Origin of the sequence: Shewanella psychropiezotolerans (assembly GCF_007197555.1) — a bacterium.
Classification (GTDB): Bacteria; Pseudomonadota; Gammaproteobacteria; order Enterobacterales; family Shewanellaceae; genus Shewanella; species Shewanella psychropiezotolerans.
The window spans coordinates 984,910-1,005,348 of record NZ_CP041614.1 but is presented as its reverse complement, the minus strand read 5'-3'; the positions used below and the strand labels follow the sequence as shown (position 1 = coordinate 1,005,348).

At 44.2% G+C, this 20,439-nt stretch carries 19 protein-coding genes and 2 pseudogenes; 10 read left to right on the top strand and 11 right to left on the bottom strand.

Annotated features, from left to right (window positions below):
• Positions 1-79: 79 nt before the first annotated feature.
• From FM037_RS28440 to FM037_RS04435, 3 genes are read right to left on the bottom strand one after another with little or no spacing between them, the layout of a single operon-like run.
• Positions 80-241, bottom strand: a complete 162-nt coding sequence (locus FM037_RS28440) for a hypothetical protein (protein WP_185976955.1) — start codon at positions 239-241, stop codon at positions 80-82.
• Positions 225-518, bottom strand: a complete 294-nt coding sequence (locus tag FM037_RS30300) for a hypothetical protein (protein ID WP_407695630.1) — start codon at positions 516-518, stop codon at positions 225-227. Before FM037_RS30300 ends, FM037_RS28440 begins: the two co-directional genes overlap by 17 nt.
• Positions 503-1,321 (bottom strand): endonuclease/exonuclease/phosphatase family protein, encoded by an 819-nt coding sequence (locus tag FM037_RS04435; protein ID WP_407695629.1) that lies wholly within the window; start codon positions 1,319-1,321, stop codon positions 503-505. Before FM037_RS04435 ends, FM037_RS30300 begins: the two co-directional genes overlap by 16 nt.
• A 248-nt stretch (positions 1,322-1,569) precedes the next feature.
• Here FM037_RS04435 and FM037_RS04430 point away from each other — a divergent pair, with 248 nt between their 5' ends.
• A complete protein-coding gene (locus tag FM037_RS04430; RefSeq protein WP_144045007.1) occupies positions 1,570-2,856 on the top strand; it encodes a lipopolysaccharide biosynthesis protein in 1,287 nt (428 codons plus the stop codon).
• Between the two features lie 45 nt (positions 2,857-2,901).
• Here the strand turns inward: FM037_RS04430 and FM037_RS04425 are convergent, their stop codons facing one another.
• On the bottom strand, positions 2,902-3,735 hold the full coding sequence (locus tag FM037_RS04425; protein ID WP_144045006.1) for a hypothetical protein: 834 nt from the start codon (positions 3,733-3,735) through the stop codon (positions 2,902-2,904).
• 181 nt (positions 3,736-3,916) lie between these two features.
• Positions 3,917-5,551, bottom strand: coding sequence for a CHASE domain-containing protein (locus FM037_RS04420; RefSeq protein ID WP_144045005.1), 1,635 nt, complete (start codon positions 5,549-5,551; stop codon positions 3,917-3,919).
• Between the two features lie 415 nt (positions 5,552-5,966).
• Between FM037_RS04420 and FM037_RS04415 the strand changes: the two genes are divergently transcribed.
• Both FM037_RS04415 and FM037_RS04410 read left to right on the top strand, forming a co-directional pair.
• Positions 5,967-6,626 (top strand): DNA-J related domain-containing protein, encoded by a 660-nt coding sequence (locus FM037_RS04415; RefSeq protein ID WP_144045004.1) that lies wholly within the window; start codon positions 5,967-5,969, stop codon positions 6,624-6,626.
• Between the two features lie 209 nt (positions 6,627-6,835).
• The gene (locus tag FM037_RS04410) at positions 6,836-7,489 is read left to right on the top strand and encodes a thiol:disulfide interchange protein DsbA/DsbL (protein WP_144045003.1); all 654 of its coding nucleotides are present in this window, start codon (positions 6,836-6,838) and stop codon (positions 7,487-7,489) included.
• Positions 7,490-7,534: 45 nt separating this feature from the next.
• On the opposite strand, the gene FM037_RS04405 is transcribed toward FM037_RS04410, so the two are convergent.
• Positions 7,535-8,071, bottom strand: coding sequence for a cytochrome b/b6 domain-containing protein (locus FM037_RS04405; RefSeq protein ID WP_144045002.1), 537 nt, complete (start codon positions 8,069-8,071; stop codon positions 7,535-7,537).
• 42 nt (positions 8,072-8,113) lie between these two features.
• Positions 8,114-8,634, bottom strand: a pseudogene (gene hemG, locus FM037_RS04400) (menaquinone-dependent protoporphyrinogen IX dehydrogenase).
• 584 nt (positions 8,635-9,218) lie between these two features.
• Between hemG and FM037_RS04395 the strand changes: the two are divergent.
• Positions 9,219-9,548 (top strand): hypothetical protein, encoded by a 330-nt coding sequence (locus FM037_RS04395; protein ID WP_144045001.1) that lies wholly within the window; start codon positions 9,219-9,221, stop codon positions 9,546-9,548.
• 247 nt (positions 9,549-9,795) lie between these two features.
• Here the strand turns inward: FM037_RS04395 and FM037_RS04390 are convergent, their stop codons facing one another.
• The 3 genes from FM037_RS04390 to FM037_RS04380 form a co-directional block, all read right to left on the bottom strand.
• Positions 9,796-11,418, bottom strand: a complete 1,623-nt coding sequence (locus FM037_RS04390; protein WP_144048817.1) for a di-heme oxidoredictase family protein — start codon at positions 11,416-11,418, stop codon at positions 9,796-9,798.
• A gap of 147 nt (positions 11,419-11,565) precedes the next feature.
• On the bottom strand, positions 11,566-12,714 hold the full coding sequence (locus FM037_RS04385) for an imelysin family protein (protein ID WP_144045000.1): 1,149 nt from the start codon (positions 12,712-12,714) through the stop codon (positions 11,566-11,568).
• 139 nt (positions 12,715-12,853) lie between these two features.
• Complete coding sequence (locus tag FM037_RS04380; RefSeq protein WP_144044999.1) at positions 12,854-14,239, bottom strand: DUF2968 domain-containing protein; 1,386 nt, start codon at positions 14,237-14,239, stop codon at positions 12,854-12,856.
• 424 nt (positions 14,240-14,663) lie between these two features.
• On the opposite strand from FM037_RS04380, the gene FM037_RS04375 reads away from it, so the two are divergent.
• Positions 14,664-15,860: an MFS transporter gene (locus FM037_RS04375; RefSeq protein WP_407695628.1), complete on the top strand. Its 1,197-nt coding sequence runs from the start codon at positions 14,664-14,666 to the stop codon at positions 15,858-15,860.
• A gap of 62 nt (positions 15,861-15,922) precedes the next feature.
• A complete protein-coding gene (locus tag FM037_RS04370) occupies positions 15,923-16,756 on the top strand; it encodes a TIGR03899 family protein (protein ID WP_144044997.1) in 834 nt (277 codons plus the stop codon).
• A gap of 14 nt (positions 16,757-16,770) precedes the next feature.
• Here FM037_RS04370 and cobA read toward each other — a convergent pair whose 3' ends face one another.
• The gene (gene cobA, locus FM037_RS04365; protein WP_144044996.1) at positions 16,771-17,637 is read right to left on the bottom strand and encodes a uroporphyrinogen-III C-methyltransferase; all 867 of its coding nucleotides are present in this window, start codon (positions 17,635-17,637) and stop codon (positions 16,771-16,773) included.
• Positions 17,638-17,767: 130 nt separating this feature from the next.
• On the opposite strand from cobA, the pseudogene FM037_RS04360 reads away from it, so the two are divergent.
• From FM037_RS04360 to FM037_RS04345, 4 genes and pseudogenes are all read left to right on the top strand, one after another.
• Positions 17,768-17,893: pseudogene (locus tag FM037_RS04360) on the top strand (phospholipase A); the annotation flags it as partial.
• Between the two features lie 75 nt (positions 17,894-17,968).
• Positions 17,969-19,549 (top strand): S41 family peptidase, encoded by a 1,581-nt coding sequence (locus tag FM037_RS04355; protein ID WP_229381082.1) that lies wholly within the window; start codon positions 17,969-17,971, stop codon positions 19,547-19,549.
• A gap of 43 nt (positions 19,550-19,592) precedes the next feature.
• Complete coding sequence (locus FM037_RS04350) at positions 19,593-19,946, top strand: hypothetical protein (protein ID WP_144044995.1); 354 nt, start codon at positions 19,593-19,595, stop codon at positions 19,944-19,946.
• 15 nt (positions 19,947-19,961) lie between these two features.
• The gene (locus FM037_RS04345; protein ID WP_144044994.1) at positions 19,962-20,345 is read left to right on the top strand and encodes a hypothetical protein; all 384 of its coding nucleotides are present in this window, start codon (positions 19,962-19,964) and stop codon (positions 20,343-20,345) included.
• Positions 20,346-20,439: the final 94 nt, after the last annotated feature.

Below are 20,439 nucleotides of genomic sequence, written 5' to 3'. Positions count from 1 at the left end.
TGTAAAACTGAGCACATTTAGGCAATTAGTAAAAACTCTAAGCATATTATCAAAACGATAACAAAACCGCAGCATTTACTCATTCTCTGATAGCAAGGGTGATCATCACAGGAGCATGATCTGTGCTCTGGCTGTCATGTTCGAAGCTGGGATTGATCAGATGGCGGTCATAGATTTCGTAGCGGCCGACCTCAGCCAGACTCAAATCATTTTTGGCATCAAACTCATTCTCTGATAGCAAGAGTGATCATCACGGGGGCATGATCTGTGCTCTGGCTGTCATGCTCGAAGCTGGGGTTAATCAAATGGCGGTCATAGGTTTCGTAGCGACCGACCTCAGCCAGACTCAAATCATTTTTTGCATCAAACTCACTCGAGAGCAAGATGTAATCCAGTACCGAGCCTTTAGCAAAATAATAATGCGTCGCAGGCCTGACCTGTTCCGATAAACTATATTGACTCGCTTGGTATAGATCATAGGAATCTTGTAAACGATAAAATCCTAACTGATGAGCCACCCCCCCATGGCTCCCTGACTCATATCAGCTTGAGGTTTGATGCGGGTATCGACTGAGGTTAGTGCTGCGAGCACACCATCGCTCAACATGTCATTAAAATCCCCCATCAATATCATAGGATTTTGTGTCTGACTTCGACGTTCAACCATGGCATAACGCAACAGCGCAGCTTCGCTGCCTCGCTGAACACTCGAGCCCCAACGCCCCAGCGCCTCCATGGCCAGTAATTGGCCGGTATTCAGTTCAGTACCTGCAGTACTTTTTCTAAAGGAGCTTGTAGCGGAATTAACCTTAATATCCTGTGCATCGAACAGGGCGCGCTTAGACTTAAAGTGCACCACATAACAATCACACAAGCCAAGTTTAGGCAACTCAACCGTAGCCCTAAGCGGTTTGCGACTAAATTCAAACTCACTCATTAGCCCCATCTGCGCCGCCCACTCTTTATCGGCGCTAACCGAAACCGCTTCCTTGATAGGATAACGAGAAGCCAATGCAACGACTGGCTTGCTATAAATAAAATCGTCCATGACCTGAGGTGAGTCCAGCACGCTAAAGTAGTCCAGGCCACAAGCTTTAGTGAGGGTCTCCAGTTCATCAGGACTAAACACCTCCTGAAAAGCTATCACATCAGGCTGGTGCTCATTAAGGTACTTAGCAATCCAGTTTAGCTTCTTCTGCCACTGTTCCTGAGTGTAAATATTGTCAAATTCATAGAAGGCATCGGGAGGCGCAATAAAATTAAACAGATTAAAGCTGGCTATCTTTAATCGATAATGGCTATTGGAAGAAGTTGATAACAAGGCTGAACCTAGAAATAGCGGATACTATTTATGAAGGTTATACCGAAAATAACTCGAAGGATAGTTTGAATAACAGCCTAGGGTAAAATAATGACGGTACAACTTAACCCCTGTCATAAGACCAACCATGAGTATAAGTCACAGCTTTACTTTATTGCACTATATCGACGCATATTATCGAGGTAGAATAATCTGCCGATTGAATACTTAAACTTGCTTTCTCCTTTTCCCCTCATTCGGCTAGGAGTATGATGCAAACAACAGCTATCGAACGAGTTAAGTCTGCTTTTATCGCCGGGCTTTGGGCAACCTTGGCCAGTATAACTATCGGCTTCGGCTTTAAAATTTGGCTGGCACAATGGGTAGCCAAAGAAGATCTGGCTCTGTATCACACCAGCATAGATATCATCTCACTGTCTCTGATCTTGATGACTGGCTTTCGCTCTTCCATGGTGGTGAGCTACTCGCAAACACAGAATGATAAAGATATAACCAATATTTTTCGTTATAGCCTGATCACTATGGTATTGCTCACCTGGGGAGTTGTCTTACCTTATATCAAGCACACATTACATATCCCAGTGGAGTACTTCCATTTGGTCGGTATCATCTTAGGCATGGGGTTCAAGGTCTACTTTACCAATCAGATAGCCATGTATCGTATGTACAATATTTCCAACAAGGTGACTTGGATGGAGCCCTTAGCCCAGATCTTAGTCTTCTTTATCTGCTTCTATCTGTTAGGGCAAGCCGCCATTGCCTCGCTATTCATTTCCATGATGCTCTCCTCTCTCGCCATGGCTGGCTTCATGTTTATCAGCCGACGAAAACAGATAGCGACGACGCCTTTAGACTCGGTAAATATGGACTCTAGCCTAGTCAGCTTCGTGAAAAAAAGTTTTACCGCATCCCTGGAGGCTGGGGCTAGCATCTTGATGATCTACATTACCGTGCTACTCACAGTCGCTCACTTTAGCATCGAAGAGCTCGGAGACTTTCAGGTGGTTGTTAGACCTGTGATTACCTATCTGACACTGCTGTTCGTTTTTCCTATCTATCGATTCGTATTGCCTGAACTCGCTGTATGTGTACGAAATTCTGACATCCAGCAAATTAAACAGATAAAAAAGTGGATTTATAAGCTGGCCGCCATAGTCGGTTCAGGTTTCTTCATTACTATGCTTTTATTCAGCCATGACATAGTCGCTTGGGTGTTCCCGCCTGAATACACTCAGGCTGCACCTGTGCTAATGCACTTTTCCATGTTCTTCATCTTCATGATACTTAACGCCTATCAGCTAGCTTTTATTAAAGCCCACGGCTTGTTTACCCAAAGCTTGATGATCAGAATCAGCGGCATTTGTGGACTGATAGTGAGCTACTATATTTATAGCGAGGTTACTGACAATGTCGTGGCGGTGATCTTAGCCCTAGGTACCGGCTACCTCTTGATGTTTATCTTATCGAGCTTGGTAGAGAGGCAGATCCACAGAAGAGAACACTGCAATATGCCTATGGAGCAGAAGATAAAATAACCAGACTAGCTTAGTGATAAACTCCAAAATATTCACATATTGGGATTAAAAATCCCAGGGCATATCGATATAAACTCTAACCAAAGTATCTTTATCCCAAGGTAAGATAGGCAAGTAATCTGGATCATCTAAAGCCACTTTTGCATATGGATCGAGATTGTATTCGGTATGCTCTACACTCACCACAAACACACTGTCCTCTACCCAAGTATTAGCATCATAATTCAGGGCGATGCTATAACGATTCTCCAGCCACTCACTGCCATCGTTCCAATGCTGAATCTTAGCCGATAATTCCAACGAAGACCCCAAGGAAAATCGAGTGTCTGCCGCAAGCGTATAAGCCCCGGTCTTATTTTGGAAATCACCTCGATCGTATCCACGCATTTTCGGCACATCATCATCTATTTCCAGAAAGTAGTATCCCGCCCCCACCTTCACTCCGGCAAAGAAATTTTTTGTATCATATTCATAGCCAATACCAGGAAACAATTTCAGCTGTTTCTCAACTGAACTGACAGTATTTCGCCTGCTACTCGCCTCTACTTCCCATTGAAATGCACTATCAGGAGACAGACGAAATAGCTCGCCCTTCACCATAAAATTCGAACTAAACCAGATAGGAATATGATCGGGATCTAGCTTATCTTTATCATGATCGACAAAAACATCTACAGAGCCAGTCAATAAAATATTGGACTGCGTGAGATGAGACAATGAAAAAGTCGCCCCAGCACCTAAAGTATGTGAGTCGGCTTGCTCGACTATAATGTCGTGGCCACCAAAAGCGATACGCCAATCCAGTGCCTTAGCACTAAAAGTACTCGCTAAGGAGAGACACAGTACGGTGAAAATGAGTGTAGGAATTTTCAATGCCATTTTGCGATAACCTTATAATTCTTGGCGAGCGAATGCTTCACCGGCAGGCTTGTTACGCAGAATTTAACCACAAACCAAGATTAAAATCAGTAGCTTGTAACTAGCCTGAATAATTAAGCTAATGATGAAATAGGAATCGAAGTGCAAGCCCGAGAAGGAAGCTTCGAATAGAGAGCATCAATTACTGCTTCGGTGCTTTAAAATCTATCACATCCCCCTTCTGTAGGATTAACGGCTCCTCGATGCATACTCTGTTTTTGCCTAAGTCTTTGGCTAGATATAATAATTTATCTGCTTTCGCACTGAAAGCCAAAGGGTCGCTGTTCTGAGTCGGATTTGCGCTGATCACTCCAAGACTGATGGTCACATATTCAGAGACGCTCGAGGGCTCATGGGGAATATGTAATTTTTCAATACTCATTCGACACTTATCCGCCAAGAGTGCGGGTTCATTGGTATTTGGCAATAAAATAACGAACTCTTCACCACCATACCGAGCGACTAAGTCTGTGTTACGGCTCATGGTACTCTTCAATGACTTGGCCACATCCCGCAAACATTGGTCTCCCGCCAAATGTCCATAATGATCATTAAACTGCTTAAAGTTATCAATATCGATCATGATGAGGGAAAGTGAAATATTGCTTCGAACGGCTCTCTGCCATTCTTTTTCGAATTGCTCATCGAATTTGCGACGATTGGCAATCTTGGTCAAACCATCGGTATGGGATAATTCTTCCAGCTCCAATTTGGCTTCATTCAGATCTTGGGTTCGCTCTTCTACCTCGACCTTGATTAAAGAGCTACGTCGAATAACGGCAGAGGTATACGCACCACAAAGAAGTACGAATAAAATACCAAATGCAAAACTAATGAAAGGTAATAAACTTCTACGTTCTGCGATATAGCCAAGCGTCGGAGTCGACACTAATGTCCACTGTCGCCCTCCAAATCGACTCAAGGGTTTATTGTAAGTGAGCTGAAGCTGAGTCGTATTTTGACGTTGGTCGATAGAAAAATTTGAATAGAGTTGCTCGGCCAAGACCCCGGTATTATCAATCAATTTTAAGTTAATGCCTTGGGCGCCTGTATACTTGATCGCTGTTTCGAACATATCTCCGATTCTATACACCCCGAGCACGAAGCCAATCAACTTCTCTCGACGTTTAATTAACGTATTAGGTTCACCTCGATAGATAGGCATAAACATCAGAAATCCCTTCTGATTGGAAATTTCCTGTACCAGAGTAATGCTGGCGGTCGCCAATGAGAGGTCTAGATCTCGTGATTTTTTGAGAATTTTGTCGCGTTTGGGATTTGATGCTAAGTCAAAACCGAATGCCACCTCATTGCCTTCCATTGGCTCGACATAATAGACAGGAAAATACTCCTTTCGCTCAGTCGCTCGGATCATACTCCCCTGAAATTCACGCTCGGTGAATTCAAAATCAGGGTGCAGTTGTCTTCTTTGCTGCTCATATTTTTCGCGCTGTTCCAAGCTTACTCTGGGGATCCACTCTAATGCCTTTATGTTCTGATGCCTAACCAAGAAGCTACTTGCCAGCTTTCTAAATTCACCCTCGGTCACATCATCTGAACTATTGTATAAGCCCTTAACCGCATAAAGCACTTCTAAATTAATCAAGAGCTCTCGTTCTAAGGCTGCCGCCTTATCATCAACATCTCGCCTAAAATCGGACTCTATGGTCAATGTCTCATTTTGATAAAAGCTATATCCAATCCCTGCAGACAGTATGATGCCAACCAAGATGAAAAATAGAACTAAATAGTTAGAGAAAATGCTGAATGTACGCATGATTAATTCTCTCTACTTAAATAGAGTAGAGCAACAAAGAATGAAATAGGCTCAAGTTGTGACAATGCTTTACTCTGCTTAAAAAAAGAAAAGTTCCAAGGAACATAAATAAGTTATATTAGTTAGTCCTTTTATGCAATTAACTCCCATCAGCAATCATCCAAAATTTATACCTAAAAAAACGATCTTGAAAAATGCTAAGACGAGTATAGATACATCCTGATAAACATTAAAAAATGATGACAAACCCTTCTCTTAGACTAGTTCGAACAATCAAAAAATCAAATGATATTGTTCTATATCCAATGAATGAAACGAACCTCAATGAAATTGTTTTAGTCAATCATTCTTGTGTTCTCTTGCCCCTATGACGTAGTCTACAGTCATAGTCAGCAATTCAGGATGAATTTCACCTATGCTATTTGCTAAAAGTTCAACTTCGATTTCAGCAATAACAGAAAAGAGTCCTGATACCAGCCTCTGTGACATCAAGGAGGATAACCCTTTGATTTGGCCGTTGTTAAGCCTACTCAAAGCCTCTAACAGAAGCTGGAAAGTACATCACCTCGCGGCCAAACTCCAACAACAAGGCTTGATGCATCATCTAGACGATGATCAACAGAAAGCCCTCTTCAAAACCAATTTTCTCCTAATGAACGCCCTCTTCGAGCTGCAGCAACTCCTCCTACCACAACATTGGTTACAAGTTAAGGCCATGGAGATTCAAATTTACAGGGTTTTACCCCTAAATCTAGTCACTAGCCTCAAGGAAGATGACGCCTTGAGAGATTACTATCTCAATTGGCTCAATTACGATACCTGCCCCAACATCATTCAGGAAATGCTCGAGTCTTTCTGGAGTCGATACGAAGACTACATAGGTACTAGCCCCAACTTGATGCATAACAGTCAGGCATTATCGGTATTTGAGTTAAAGGGCGATGCAACAGATAAACAGATCCGCAAGCAATGGCGCAAATTAGCCCTGATATGGCACCCAGATCGCCCTAATGGAGATGCAGCTCAATTTCGTAAAGTTTGTGAAGCGTGGCAGACTTTAAGAGATAAACGTTAAAAATATCCTCGAAACTCAAACCTAGATCACACTGTAAACACTGCTCCTATAAGTTAATTCAGTCATAATTAAGCATTAGCTTTTATGCTAGATTTATTAGGTGCAATATGGCGTATCGATAGCTTGCTTTGCCCTTCAGGCAGAAGTTTCGATATTGAGTACCAGTCGGTACGAGCCTGCTTCAGCCTATCACTTTTGAGGATAATCAATTGATTAAGCACATAGCCTTAGCGTTAACTTTAGCTTTAGCCCCTTTGAGTAGTTTTGCTGCACAATTTGAAGAAGGTAAGCACTTCACACAGATTGCCGAAACAGCCAGTGCTCAGCCAAAGCTAACTGAATTTTTCTCTTTCTATTGCCATAACTGCTACAACATGGAAAAGCAGTATCTTGGTGATATAAAAGCCAATTTAGATAAGAAAGTCACCTTTGATAGCAAACATGTAGACTTTATGAATAGTGATATTGGTACAGAAGTCATGCGCTCTTTGGCAGTGATTCAAGAGCTCAATGCTGGTGACAAGATGACTCACGCTATGTTTGCTGCGATTCAGGGGGACGAAGATGCTCATGGCCATAATCATGATCACGGCGCACATGAAAAACCAGAGCTTAATAATCGCGATGATATCAAGAAAGTCTTCGCCGCCAATGGATTCGACATCAATGAGTATGATGCTGTTGCCGACAGTAAAGCCGTTAATGACAAGATAGATTTATGGCGCGTACAGCAGAGACAGTTCCAAATCCAGAGTGTCCCTGCATTTGTAGTGAATGACAAATACGCGGTTAACATGAGTTCCATTCGAACACTCGGCGAGCTTATCGACTTAATCAATTACTTAGCCGTAGAGCGTAAGTAGATGTAAACCTAAGAAGCATCTAGAAACTAGGACCTAGTTTCTAGATCAATTTTTGATGAAATCCAGTAGATGCAAACATACACAGAAAACATGTATCAAGATAAACCCGATAAAACCTTTCACAAGCAGGATGTGATAACTGCGCCACATAAAGGCATCTGAACTGCCTTGCAGACAAAACCAGATCACGCCGCTAAAGCCAACACCAACTAAGAGTAATATCCCAATGCCTTCGATGCAGCTAAACAGGCCACGCCCGCCAGCTACAGGGATTCTACCTTTAACCAGCCCGGATAGATCTTTGTTGAGCTGAGAAAAGTCAGCCAGCAGCCAAGGAAACATCTGTCGCCACCGACCTCTCAGGCAATGAGTGATCAACATACTCACAGATAGCCCGGCAGTGACTAACCCCAGGTAAACATGTAAATAATCCCATATTGAAGCACTATTACGCAGGCCTCGTCCCATCAGGATCCAGCCACTGGTGGAAATTAAAAATGCAGATAAGATAATAATACAGGCATGCTGATAGTCGACCAGCTTAGAAACCAGCCTACTGAAAACCGAAGAAGAATTAGCCATTAAAACCTCTACTTGTGTATCTTGAATTTTCCCAAGCAAACACTACAACAGCTCGATTTCCTTGACGAAAACATCGACTCGCTGCCAATCCGTATACTCAATCTTAGTGCCCACAGCCGTTGGCCCTTTGGTTATCCACATAATGAAGCGAATTATGCTCCTGTCTAACCAGTTATAGCCCTGATAATCCAGGTTACCTGCAAATACCTTAAGCAAGTTAGGCCGCCATTGGGTCTTACTCAAGAAAGCCTGCATATAAGGATTCGTCTCGGGGTATTTCTGCCAGCTTTACGCGCCACTAAGCTCACAGAAAAGAAGCAGCTAGATTTAGCTTCTAACGCCACAAGATGGGTCGCAATAAAGTTATACACCTCTGCATTATGCTTTCCGTGGCGGATACTGGCTCCAATAATAATTTTATCGAACTCACCGAGGAGCGGAACTTGCTCTATGCAGCAAGTCACCACTTGGTTGCCATTTTCAATCAAACGTTTGCCGATATGCTCAGAAATTTTGCGTGTCTGGCCATGAACACTGGAGTAGATTATCAATATTTTACTCACCGGGCCCCCTGACTAATGAACTCATTATGGATAGAGGCATACTAATGTATAAGGCAAAATATTTACTTGAAACAGATCACGAGACTCCGAGGTCAAATCTGGAATACTCCTACCCAGCTCACAAACTCAACCATCAACCATCAACCATCAACCATCAACCAGAAGTGAAAACATTAAAGCTTATCTGGCAAAGAACACAATTAAACCAACTGATACCTTTTAGTTACAAATGATATCAACACGTGATCGTTAAGTTTCAATCTGGAGGCTGTTTAATATGGAATCAATGTCCTTAAAAGGTAATACTTTCACTCACTAGTCTCTTCTTGGTATGCTCCGCTTCACATCACAACCTTAACATTTTTATTTATTTATCTTTATCCAAAACCATTTGCGGATAAAGTTATATAACATTGGTTATCACCTAGGTACCTACAGAGTTGTGCAGGCTTAACGCCTCAAAAGTACCTTGCCATCATGATAGATTAACGGCTATACAAACCTCATTGGGCCAAGCTAAATAAACAAAGTTGGAAACTCTCAGATGCTAGTAGCTGAGCTCCAATCACACTTAGAGAATCGAAATGAAAAAACGAATAGCCATCGTGCTGGCTTGGGCAATATCTGGATGTGCAAATGAAAACCAACTCTTAGCGGATCTAAAAAAAGACACACAGCCTATTGAACTCACTACCTGTCAGCAGGTACTCGATGCCTACAAAAAGGGACAGGATATTGAACCTTATGTGCGACTAGCCAGGACATTATGGATGATACAGAAGAGCACTGAATATGGCAGTGCGGCAGCCATGAGTAAGTATCAGGCTGATGAACGAATGGGTTTAGTCATCAAGAAATGCATAAACGAACCTGGAAACACTTTTATTGCCACGTATGCTCTCGCTGCAGATTAAGGACTTATTACACATAACAACACTGGACTCAGTATTCCTTTTCCAAAGCCAGTTACCAATTAACTAATCTAAAAAAGCTCAAAATTGAGTATATCGTGGCCCCTAAAGAAAAATCCTAATTCCCATTGTCATACAGAGAAAAACAGAAAGCATGATAGTGAGTAAACCTATAGATATAAAAAAAGCAGAGCAATAACTTGCTCCGCTATAGGTTTTAAGCAAAATTTAAAAGCTAGCAGGATAAACGTTACAGTGACATCAAGAAAGCAACAACTTGATCTCGCTCAGCCTTGCTCAATGCCATAAAGTCATTACGACTCTGCTCACTTTCGCCACCATGCCACAATATCGCCTCTTCCAGAGTTGCAGCGCGACCATCATGTAAGAAGCCGGCCAGTGGGTTCACGGTCTGAGTCAAGCCAATACCCCACAATGAACGGGTACGCCACTCATTGCCGTCGGCTAGAAAATCAGGACGGCCATCGGCGAGCTCTTCACCCATGTCATGTAGCAACATATCAGTGAAAGGATAGATAGTCTGTCCCTTGAGCGCATCTATCATAGGTGTGCCGCCAATATCACCAGTCGACTTAGTCACGAAGCTGGCCTTATGACAGCCCGTGCAGTTAACTTGCTCAAACAGGCGCGCACCTTCACGAACATTAGCATCATCGACATTACGTCTGGCCGGTACCGCTAAAGTCTCGGCGTAGAAGACCACAGAATCACTGAACTCGACGCTCGCCTCAGGCTCTCCATTGACATCTTCTCCCGTGTCAACGAAGCCGGTTCTGGTTAGATAGCTATCATGCAAGGCGGTGCCAAATACGCTCTCATCGGGAAACAGTGGATTAGTAATACCGATATCACCACGCAATGCACCCAGAGATTGCACTCGTACACTCGGAGTATTGGCCTTCCAACCGAAACGTCCCAAAGAAACTGGATTAGTGTCCCCAGCTTGCGCCTTAACGGCGTCGAAGACCAGGTTAGCCCGGCCAGAGATCTTGTCGCCATCTGCATCGTTCTCATCGACCAGGGCCAAAATATCAGTCTCTGGAATCGCTTCAAGCAGGCCTAAACCGAAAACAGGCATGCCGTTACGCCAGCCCATCAAGACATCATCTTGGAGTAGGTCCGAAGTCACGTTAGCACTAGATAAGGTCTCACTGGGTGCATCATAAGGGTTTTCTACCGCGAATAATGGTTTCTTCAATGTGATGCTTGTGCCATCCGAATATGTCACGACCTTGGTTTCATAGGAGAGATACACATCCGCCTGTCCACCAAACAAATTATCTTGCCAATCCGGACGCGCTTTTAACACCCCGCGGTGAAACAGTTGACCGCCAAAATTAGGCACTGGGATAGGAGCACAATAATCATTTGCCGCAGTTCCTAGAGTACATGGCTCCGCAGCAGCCTTGCTGATACGCAAAAATAGCCCGGCTTCGGAACTTAGTTTTATCCGGGATTCTCCGGCTGGCACTATGGGAGTCGAATTACGCCCATCTCGCTGGTGACATGAGTTACAGTCAGTATTGTTAAATACCGGGCCCAAACCATCGAGATCAGGATGTTCGACGTTTGGCGCCGTAGTGAAGGCGGTCTCAAAACTAAGATCACCTTCTAGGTGATGCTCTAAGCTCACATCGGATAAATTAGGTGCAGGAGTCGAGAAACCATGACCTGACTCGGAAGCATCGAAGGTGGTAGTCTCTCCGCCGCTGGCCTTCATATCGGTAAAACTTGGGTATATTTTTTCTTCGGGTTTAGGTTCAGGGGCATCGTCACCAGAGCCCCCACAGGCAGTTAAGCCAAAGCAGATAGCGAGAGCTAAACTGGCATATTTATAACGATTAAAATTCATCATTTTCATCCCACACACATTTTTACTTAAGCGAGTATTTCTCTATCCTGAGCTGAATACTGCTTAAAATAGGTCTCTTTATATTAAAAAAGGAGGCCATTCCTGTGCCTCCTTTTCTATCCAATCACATCTGTATTAGATAGGGAGTTATACTTTCCACTTATTAAGTAGAGGAACAACATCTGACTCCAGACTGGCTTGTAGCTTAGAAAGCGCATCCACAGCAGTTTGGATTCTTCCGCGACCTTCAGCATCGGCAATTGCCTGGCGGAATGGCATATTGTTAGAGCCCTTGATAGCCTGGATCTTAATGATGGCATCATCAATTTCACTGCTTACACGCAGTGCAAGCGCCTCATCGCCGGCCTTAACGAAATCGATAATGCCTTGCTTGTCACTGGCACCGGTTAGCTCACCTTGGTAGACATTACGCACACCTATGATGTTATCGCTGAAATCTGTCAGTGAGTTCCATGAGTACTGCGACTCAACTTTAGAGGTATCAGCAGTTGCTGCCGAAGTGCCAAATGGATCGGCAATCTTACCGTTACCCACTTCATCGACAATGCCAATCATGCCGTTTACCAGCTCCTGAATCACACCGACCTGAGAAGCGTAAAAGGTGTTATCCGCTGTTCCCGGATTCTTAACCAATTCACCATAGGCTTTACCTGTTTGACCGTCATGACTTATCAGCCATGAATCATCAAGAGTCTTGGTGTAGTCACGGAACACTTCCGATAGACCCATCAAGTATTCGGCTTCTGACATGCTTAAGTCGGCAACATCTTTCTGGTTATCGGCAACACCGTCACCAAATAATAGATATTCCATGGTGTGGAAGCCCTGAACATCATCGTTCCAACCCTTGATGGTATCGGCAGAGAAACCTGAGTTATTAGTTAACACAGTTTTAAGGTCTGTAGTGTTTAATGGCCAGCTATCTAAGTGTGGATCGATACCTAATGAATCTACTGGGCCAAAGATATGTGACTCACCTTGTTCCCAAGGCTGACGAGCCGCCTTCCAGGCTTCTTGTGCTGCAAGCAGGTTAGCCTGAGTCTTGTTAGCCACTAGAGTTTGAGACGCAAGAAACATCTCCTCGCCTTTTATCGCCAGCGTCGAGTAGCCACTGATAATCACATCGTCGGTCAAGTTAGTGATCATCTCAGTCGCGGCAAATTCAAACTTGTCATCAGTAGGCGGTGGTGTTGTGTCATCGCTACCTGAACCGCCACATGCGGCGAGTGTAGAGATGAGTGCAATTGCGACTGCTGAGTACTTAAGTTGTTTCATGTAAATCTCCATTTTTACTTTATAATTAGGTGCGCCTACCCCTGCATAGTGTGCAAGGGCCTCCCCGAGTCCTAGATGTGTGCTCATTGCTTATGCATGAACACACGTGACGCCGAGTAAAATGACAAAAAATCAGGTGTTATAGTGAGAACTGGTAACCCACGCCCAGGGCGAAAAAGTTTGTGTCCGGAATTGAAGACACGGCAACTTGCTGACGTCCGGCTTCCGCTTTGATAACAATCTCAGCAATTGGGAAATAGTTAATTCCGATACTGGTCCAGGTATTCTCATAGCGCTTAGACGCAGTGCCGGTATCGACATCGGCTAGCGGGTTCGAGTAATCGATATTGGCAAAAACGGTAACTGGGATCGAAGTGAAATGGCTCAGATCTACCCCTGCCTCGACGAAGAAGGCTTCAGACTCGGATCCGACTTGGGCAAAGTTGCCAGGCTTTAGACCTGGTGTGGTCTTGTTAGCTTGAGTGATACCATCTGCGTCACTCAAAGTACCGTTCAGGTACTGACCGCGTAAGATCCAAGGTCCTTGTACGAAGGCGCCAGATATGGCCAAGATACTAACCGTACCATCACCACTCACCTTGTTGCTTTTATGACGGTTACCTGTGGTATTGCCATAGTAATAAGCGACGCCAACGGCGCTGCCCTTTTTAAAATTGCCGTAATCAAGACGCAATGCATAGGCAAGGTCGTCTGCATTAACACTCTCGAAGCGCTTCTGGTGGCCGGATGCTATCCAGTCATAGGTACGGAAATATTCGGAGTTTAGACCACTGACAACCTGAGCTTGATAGTGGAAATTAGCCATCTCACCAAATATGCCGACACCCATCTCATTCCAAACAGCGGGTAACATGGCCGCCTCACTACGGTGACGCAATACAGTCAGGTATTGATCTGGCTTATGTAAGATACTTGAAAGTCCAATTGGCAGATGAATATTACCGAACTTGACACCAAATTCATCACTGGGACGGTATCTCAACTCAGCCTTCTCGATCATGACCTCACCACCGGCTTCGACTTCAGTTTCAAACTCACCGAACTCATCGAAACCATCATATTCAAGGGCCGTGCCTGTACCACCATGTTCGTACTCGATCTCGACTTCCATATCCCATTCATCGTTGAACTGGTAACCGAACTCGGTGACTATGCGTTCGAGGTCGAAACGGCCACGACGTTCTGGACTGGTATCCTGTACGTTCTGGTAATACTCATCGCTGGTGTAAGTCATGCTGCCGTATGACTTGAAAGAAAACTTGTTCCATTTACTTTCAGTTAGCTCTTTTCTTGCAGTTGCAACTACTTCAGCCTGCTCTTCTTGCTGCTTTAGTTGCATTTTTTGTTGGGCTGCTAACTCGGCGAGATCGTGTTTAAGCTTATTGAGTTCCGCTTCCTGTTTAGCAATCGCCTGCTCTAATTGAGCCGGATCTGTTGCCGCCATGGCACTAGTACAACTAAAGCCAGCTATACATAAAGCCAACAAACTTAACTTGGTTTTCATTTATCTCTCCGCACAAATTAACAGCATCACTTAAATTCGCGAACAAAATACTACAAATGAAAATCGTTTGCATTATAATTTACACTTACCTTTGTAACAGCATTTACAAAAAACTTACATTTGCAATAGCTAATATATGTAGTTTGTACTAGTACAAATAAGAATTTAAGGAGTTCCTACTAGATAGAGGGCCTAGTCGCAGCGAGTTTTTAGGAAGACTAGATAGGAAATGAGGCAATAATCGTTAACCAATTGAGAAAAAACTCATGTAGACTCCTTGTTAAATTGCTAGCCCCCGAATAGTAAATCTGGTCAATCAGCCGAACTTTCCTCGCTGCTGATATCGTTTTGTCTATAACTAGCTACTTGATACGAGCTGAAACTGACGCCCTATACCTGCATTAATTGCCATATGGAAGATCTAATGAAGCAGAAAAACCCGCAGAGTCTCCTGCTTTGGATGACCTTCATCATGTCGCTAGTATTCGCCGTTTGGCAGGTACTGCTCAATAACTTTGTCATAGAGAGGGCGCAATTTACTGGCGTAGAGATCGGCATACTTCAGAGCCTGCGTGAGGTTCCTGGCTTCTTAGCCTTCACGGCCATATTCGTGCTACTACTCATCCGTGAACAAACCTTCGCCTTAGTCTCGCTGGCAGTTTTATCCATAGGCGTCGCGGTTACCGGTTTTTTCCCTCAGGTACTCGGCCTCTATATCACCACAGTACTCATGTCTGTGGGCTTCCATTACTTCGAAACCATAAATCAATCGTTGACCCTACAGTGGGTAGACAAAAAGGAGACTGCTGGATTTCTCGGAAAAGCGCTAGCCTGGCGCTCTGCCGCCGCACTCTCAGGTTATGCCAGCATCTGGTTAGTGATGAGCTGGCTAAAACTCGATTATGTGTATATGTATGCTCTCATAGGTTGCTTAGGCTTATTGATGGTGCTGATCGTCACCTTATACTTTCCTAAATTTGAAGTAGGTGAAGTGCAACATAAGAAGATCATTCTCAGGAAGAGATACTGGCTCTACTACCTGCTCACCTTTTTCTCCGGAGCCCGGCGGCAGATTTTCATGGTTTTCGCTGGCTTTATGATGGTAGAGAAATTCGGTTATAGCGTCAGTGAAATTACCAGTCTGTTCCTAATTAATTACGTCGTTAATCTACTGTTTGCTCCAGCAATAGGTCGTTTCATCGGCCGAATAGGCGAACGCCGAGCGCTCACCATCGAATACCTAGGCCTGATCATCATCTTTATCAGCTATGCTTGGGTGCAGCAACCCGAAATAGCTGCGGCTCTCTATGTTATCGATCATTTGTTATTTGCCATGGCGATTGCCATCAAGACCTATTTTCAGAAGATTGCCGACGGTAAAGATATTGCTGCCACCATGTCGGTAAGCTTCACTATTAATCATATTGCCGCCGTAGTGATCCCGGTTTTACTGGGTCTACTCTGGCTATATTCACCACAAGCTGTATTTTATATAGGGGCAGGCTTCGCGGTATGCTCCCTAGTACTGGCCCGAAATATTCCGAGCGCTCCGTCCCAAGGCAACGAAGTCAATTGGAGCTGGTCCAGAAAAAATGTTCAGCTCACCGACCCAAGACAATGAGGTCAATGACGCTAGATTCGAGTAAATAAGTGCAAGACGTATTATATTAAACTGAGAGTGATATGGCCGAAATAGCGAAAATCAGCGAAGTAAAGTCAACACAATCTGATGTCTCTGCGCGCAAGAAGGCGCTCCTATTAGGCCTTCAGCTTGGGTTGAGTAGTGAAGAGGGCTATCGGGCAACCACAGCCTCGGTCGCAGAGCGCGCCGAACACCGGCAGCGAAAGTTGATGAGCCAGTATCAAATCAATCTGGAAACCATCTATAAGATAGCCTTGAGCATCACGCCATCAGACGTAACAGGGGCCGATCTCGATCCCGATTGGTCACATCAGTTTTTTCAAATCGCAGAGCAGATACATAACCGAAAAATGCAGGAGTTATGGGGCAGAATTCTCGCCAATGAAATCACCAATCCAGGTAACTTTAGCCTAAGGACCCTGACAACACTGAAACAGTTAACTCACAAAGAAGCACAAATATTAGAGAAAGCCTTAGGCATGGCAGTGAAGGTCAATAACGAGACTCGTTTAAAGCTCATCATTGGATATCGATATACTGGCGGAATTGGCCAGATATTCAGAAAGTCATCACCCATTAATATCGGCTTATCAAATTTTGGCCTGCCTTATTCCAATATTCTCACCTTAATCGATGCAGGTATACTCCACCGAAGTGAATTCGAAACAGGTTTATTAAACAGTAAGACACCTATCCATTTCACCTTGTTCGATACTAAGATGAAACTGACCCCAAAAAGCGGCCATCTATTATTTAACTATTATCGTTTAACGCCGATTGGTGATGAACTCACCCAGCTTATTCACCCTAAACCTGACAGTGAATATACCAAGGCCATGAGGACTCTGTTCGCCAAAGACTTCAAGATCGAATAGCCTTGAAATAAGGTTTATTGTGCTAGATCGACCTTTAATTTTTGAGTCAATTCACCGTGCAGCAATTTATTTTGAGCCCCGTCGTTTCGAACCCTGTCTTTTTGATTAGAGTCAGGTTTAAACCAGTTCAAGGTGTCGGCGAGTTCGACCACCTCACCGATGATCATCAAGGCTGGCATTTTAAGCGCAGGATTTGATGCTAATCGTTCTAACTCTCCCAATGTACCTATGAAGCACCGTTGATCTTGTGTAGTGGCCTTGGAAACAATTGCCACTGGGGTATCGATATTGCGTCCAGCCCCTAACAACCCAGACTTTATCAAGCCAGCATTCAATATTCCCATATAGATAACTAAGGTGTTATTGGGATTTGCATAGCTATTCCAATCCATTGGGCGGCTCTCTAGCTGGCAATGACCTGTGATAAAGGTTACCCCTTGGGCATAATCTCTATGGGTCAGTGGAATGCCCGCATAGGCCGATGTGCCACTGGCAGCCGTGATACCCGGAACGACTTCAAACTCTAAACCCGATTCGACTAAGCTCTGCAGTTCTTCGCCTCCGCGGCCAAAAATAAACGGGTCGCCCCCTTTAAGTCGCACAACACTCTGCTTAGTAAAGGCTTTGGTGACTAAGAGTTGATTGATCTCATCTTGAGCGGCGCTGTGCTTACCCGCACGTTTACCGACTGCAATTTTCTCGGCATCCTTGGGAACCAGAGCCATGATGTCTTCACTGACCAGGGCATCATAGAGGACAACATCGGCGCTCTGGAGGATTCGGTATGCCTTGAGCGTTAACAGCTCAACATCTCCCGGACCCGCACCCACCAACCAAACTTTGCCACCAGCTCTCTGGCCAGGTAAAGCGACTATTTCCATCTCTATGCCCCACACTCGATTTTAATAGTGTAAATATAACCGTCTACTTATAACTTAATAAATAGTTATTTCTTTACTGTTATACGTTTTAGTTATTAAGTGCAGGAGCTTATAATTTACACTCAATAATTTTAACGGTTACGGAGAGAGCCTTATCGACTATAATGCTCATACTCAAAGCAGAGGGATCTGCGTATCCCTTAACGATCTTTTATGGGTAAACTATAACTGTACTCAAACCATTTTTAATCGCTGAAGTTCGGGCGGCTAACAAACCAAGCCAATGGATCTTGCCTCCGGGTAGTGAACAGACGTGTATCAAGGAGAGATATTGAGATTCGGATTTCCACAGATAGTCAATGTATTTGGACTCTGCCTGCTGATCAGCACCCTACAGCTAGCACGCTTAACCCTAGATTCTGTCGACTATAAAACCCGCCTAACTCAGAGTGAAATGCATCAAGATCTCGATGTATTGATAAACGAAGTTAAGTTACATTCAGCATTTGCAGCATTAGATGAGCAGAGATTCACTAAGATAGAAGCCGATATCGAGCCTCTTATTTACCGAGTCACCAACTCGCTCGAAACCCAATATTTTTATGCTGAAATCGTAAAACTACTCGCCACTCTCGAAGATCCGGGAGTGATAGTCACATCTCCCAGTGAGCCTCTGTCTATTTTACCTGTGATCCTCAAGCCACTTGCAGACTCCTGGCTTGCACTGGATGAAAACGCCACCCCGATAGATCCCGATCATCCTTTCATTACTCATATCGACGGCCTTCCTCTATCTCGCTGGGAACAAGTCAGTCAAAAGTTTATCTCAAACCCTCTGAATGAGAGCATCAGTGAGCGTGTGCACTGGCTTTCACAGCTGGATATTCTGAGGCACGACATGGGGTTGCCCCTCAAAGCTCAGGTAACCCTGTCCCTCAGCAATAATCAGGATTCCAACATTCAGTTAATCTTGCCAGTTGCCAAGCATCAGCTCCATCCTCCCAGAGAGCTCATCGCCGGCATGGTGAACAGCTTGAACGATGACGGCATGAAGAATCAGCCCTTGTATGTCTCAATCGATTTATTATCTAGCTATGGTAGCGACTCAGACCTAGTGACAAGCCTGGAGAAAGGTTCACAGCAAGCGCTAACTATCATAGATCTGAGGAGTGCCGTAGGAGACAGTGATAAACTGTTACATTTCATCGCCCGTCATTATCCTAACCCCAAATCTGTCTATAATCAGACACAGGTACCACAGCATCTTATTGCCCTAGGGCAATATCGCCGCTCCCTCGAGTTCAAATCCGACTTTCTCAGGCCTCTGGGCTTTATTCCTTTTGATGAGTTTAATTTCTTCGAACAACTAGAGTTCAGTCAGACAAGCCAAACGATTGATTTGAATAAAGCTGACAAGTTCGGTCTCTGGTACGGAAGAAGATCGCCACTGGCTAAAAATTTAAATAGAGATGAGTCAGGCACGCCAATATCTAATCGCCTCGGCTTAATCATAGGCCCTGAATGTCGACGGGAATGTGAGTGGATAGCCTACTTTGCAAAGTCATTGTCACGAGTGACACTTATCGGCGAAAAGACTTCTGGGGACTTAGGTCGACGGTATGGGTTCACCTTACCCAACAGTGGCATAAAGATTGAGTTTACGGCGAGCCTCACCTACAACATGCAAGGGAAATTGCTGTCTAGCGTAGGAACTCAACCCGATATTCCGCTACCCATCACTGAGGTTATAAACTGGCAAGGGCTGTTATCACTGATAGAAAGTGAACAGCAAGATCGAGATACCGTCTACACTCTCAAGAGTCCCAATATTGAAGCTAAGCGGGTATTAAGTGTCGAGCATAGCTCGGATGGGACGACCACTGTAGAGTCCCGAGTGGCGTTACAACAATAAAGTCAAAGAACTACAGGAAGTGAAGAGCCAAAAGGAGAGGGTTATGCCGAGTCAGGAAGAGTTAGTGTTAACCGCCGATACGTTTAGCCGCGGTGCTTTGCGTATGACTGTCACCCTATTGCGTAGCATAAATCCGAAACTGGCACTCACAGTACAAAATCAAATGTGCAGTCCCATCAATCCTCAACCTGACAATAACCCTAGTCCCAAAGACAACTTCAAGATAGGGCTGGTCCCATTGGACGTTAGAGGGGTAGTTGAATCCCTGCAAAAAAAAGGACAACACCCTCAGGTAGACCCAGGTACTCAAATGATGGTGAAGGCACTCATCATTGACTGGATAAATTATGCAAACTTACTCATAGGTCTAGAAAACAGCAAGAATGCACAGCAATAAAGGAGGTATTTAGTGATGAGTAGCCCTATTGGCGGATTTTACTTAAATGCACAGTATAGGAACAAGGCTGCCAAATCAGAGCTAACGAGCAAACCTAGGATCACGCTCAAACTCCGTATAACACTCGATGGAATTCCCCTTATCGATGAAACGCAAACGGGTATTGCTGAAACTAGATGTCATTTAGACAACGACCATATCTCTGTCACTGCATTGCCAACACTGATTTCCGATGAGATGATACGCTTAGAATTTCATATATTGATCAAGCATCTGGACTCAGATATCGCCACACCTAAACAGCAGGTGTTAAACCTAGAACTGGGCGAAAGCCTTTGCGTATTAGTCGAGGGAGATGAGAGGTTAAAAATAACCACATCATGCTCAATCACCCCATAAAGAATCCTGTTCGATGATTTAGCTTCATCTCTATAAGCTTACACGCATCTGCTAATGTGTTAATTTGAAAGGACCCTATATCGGTAATACCGAT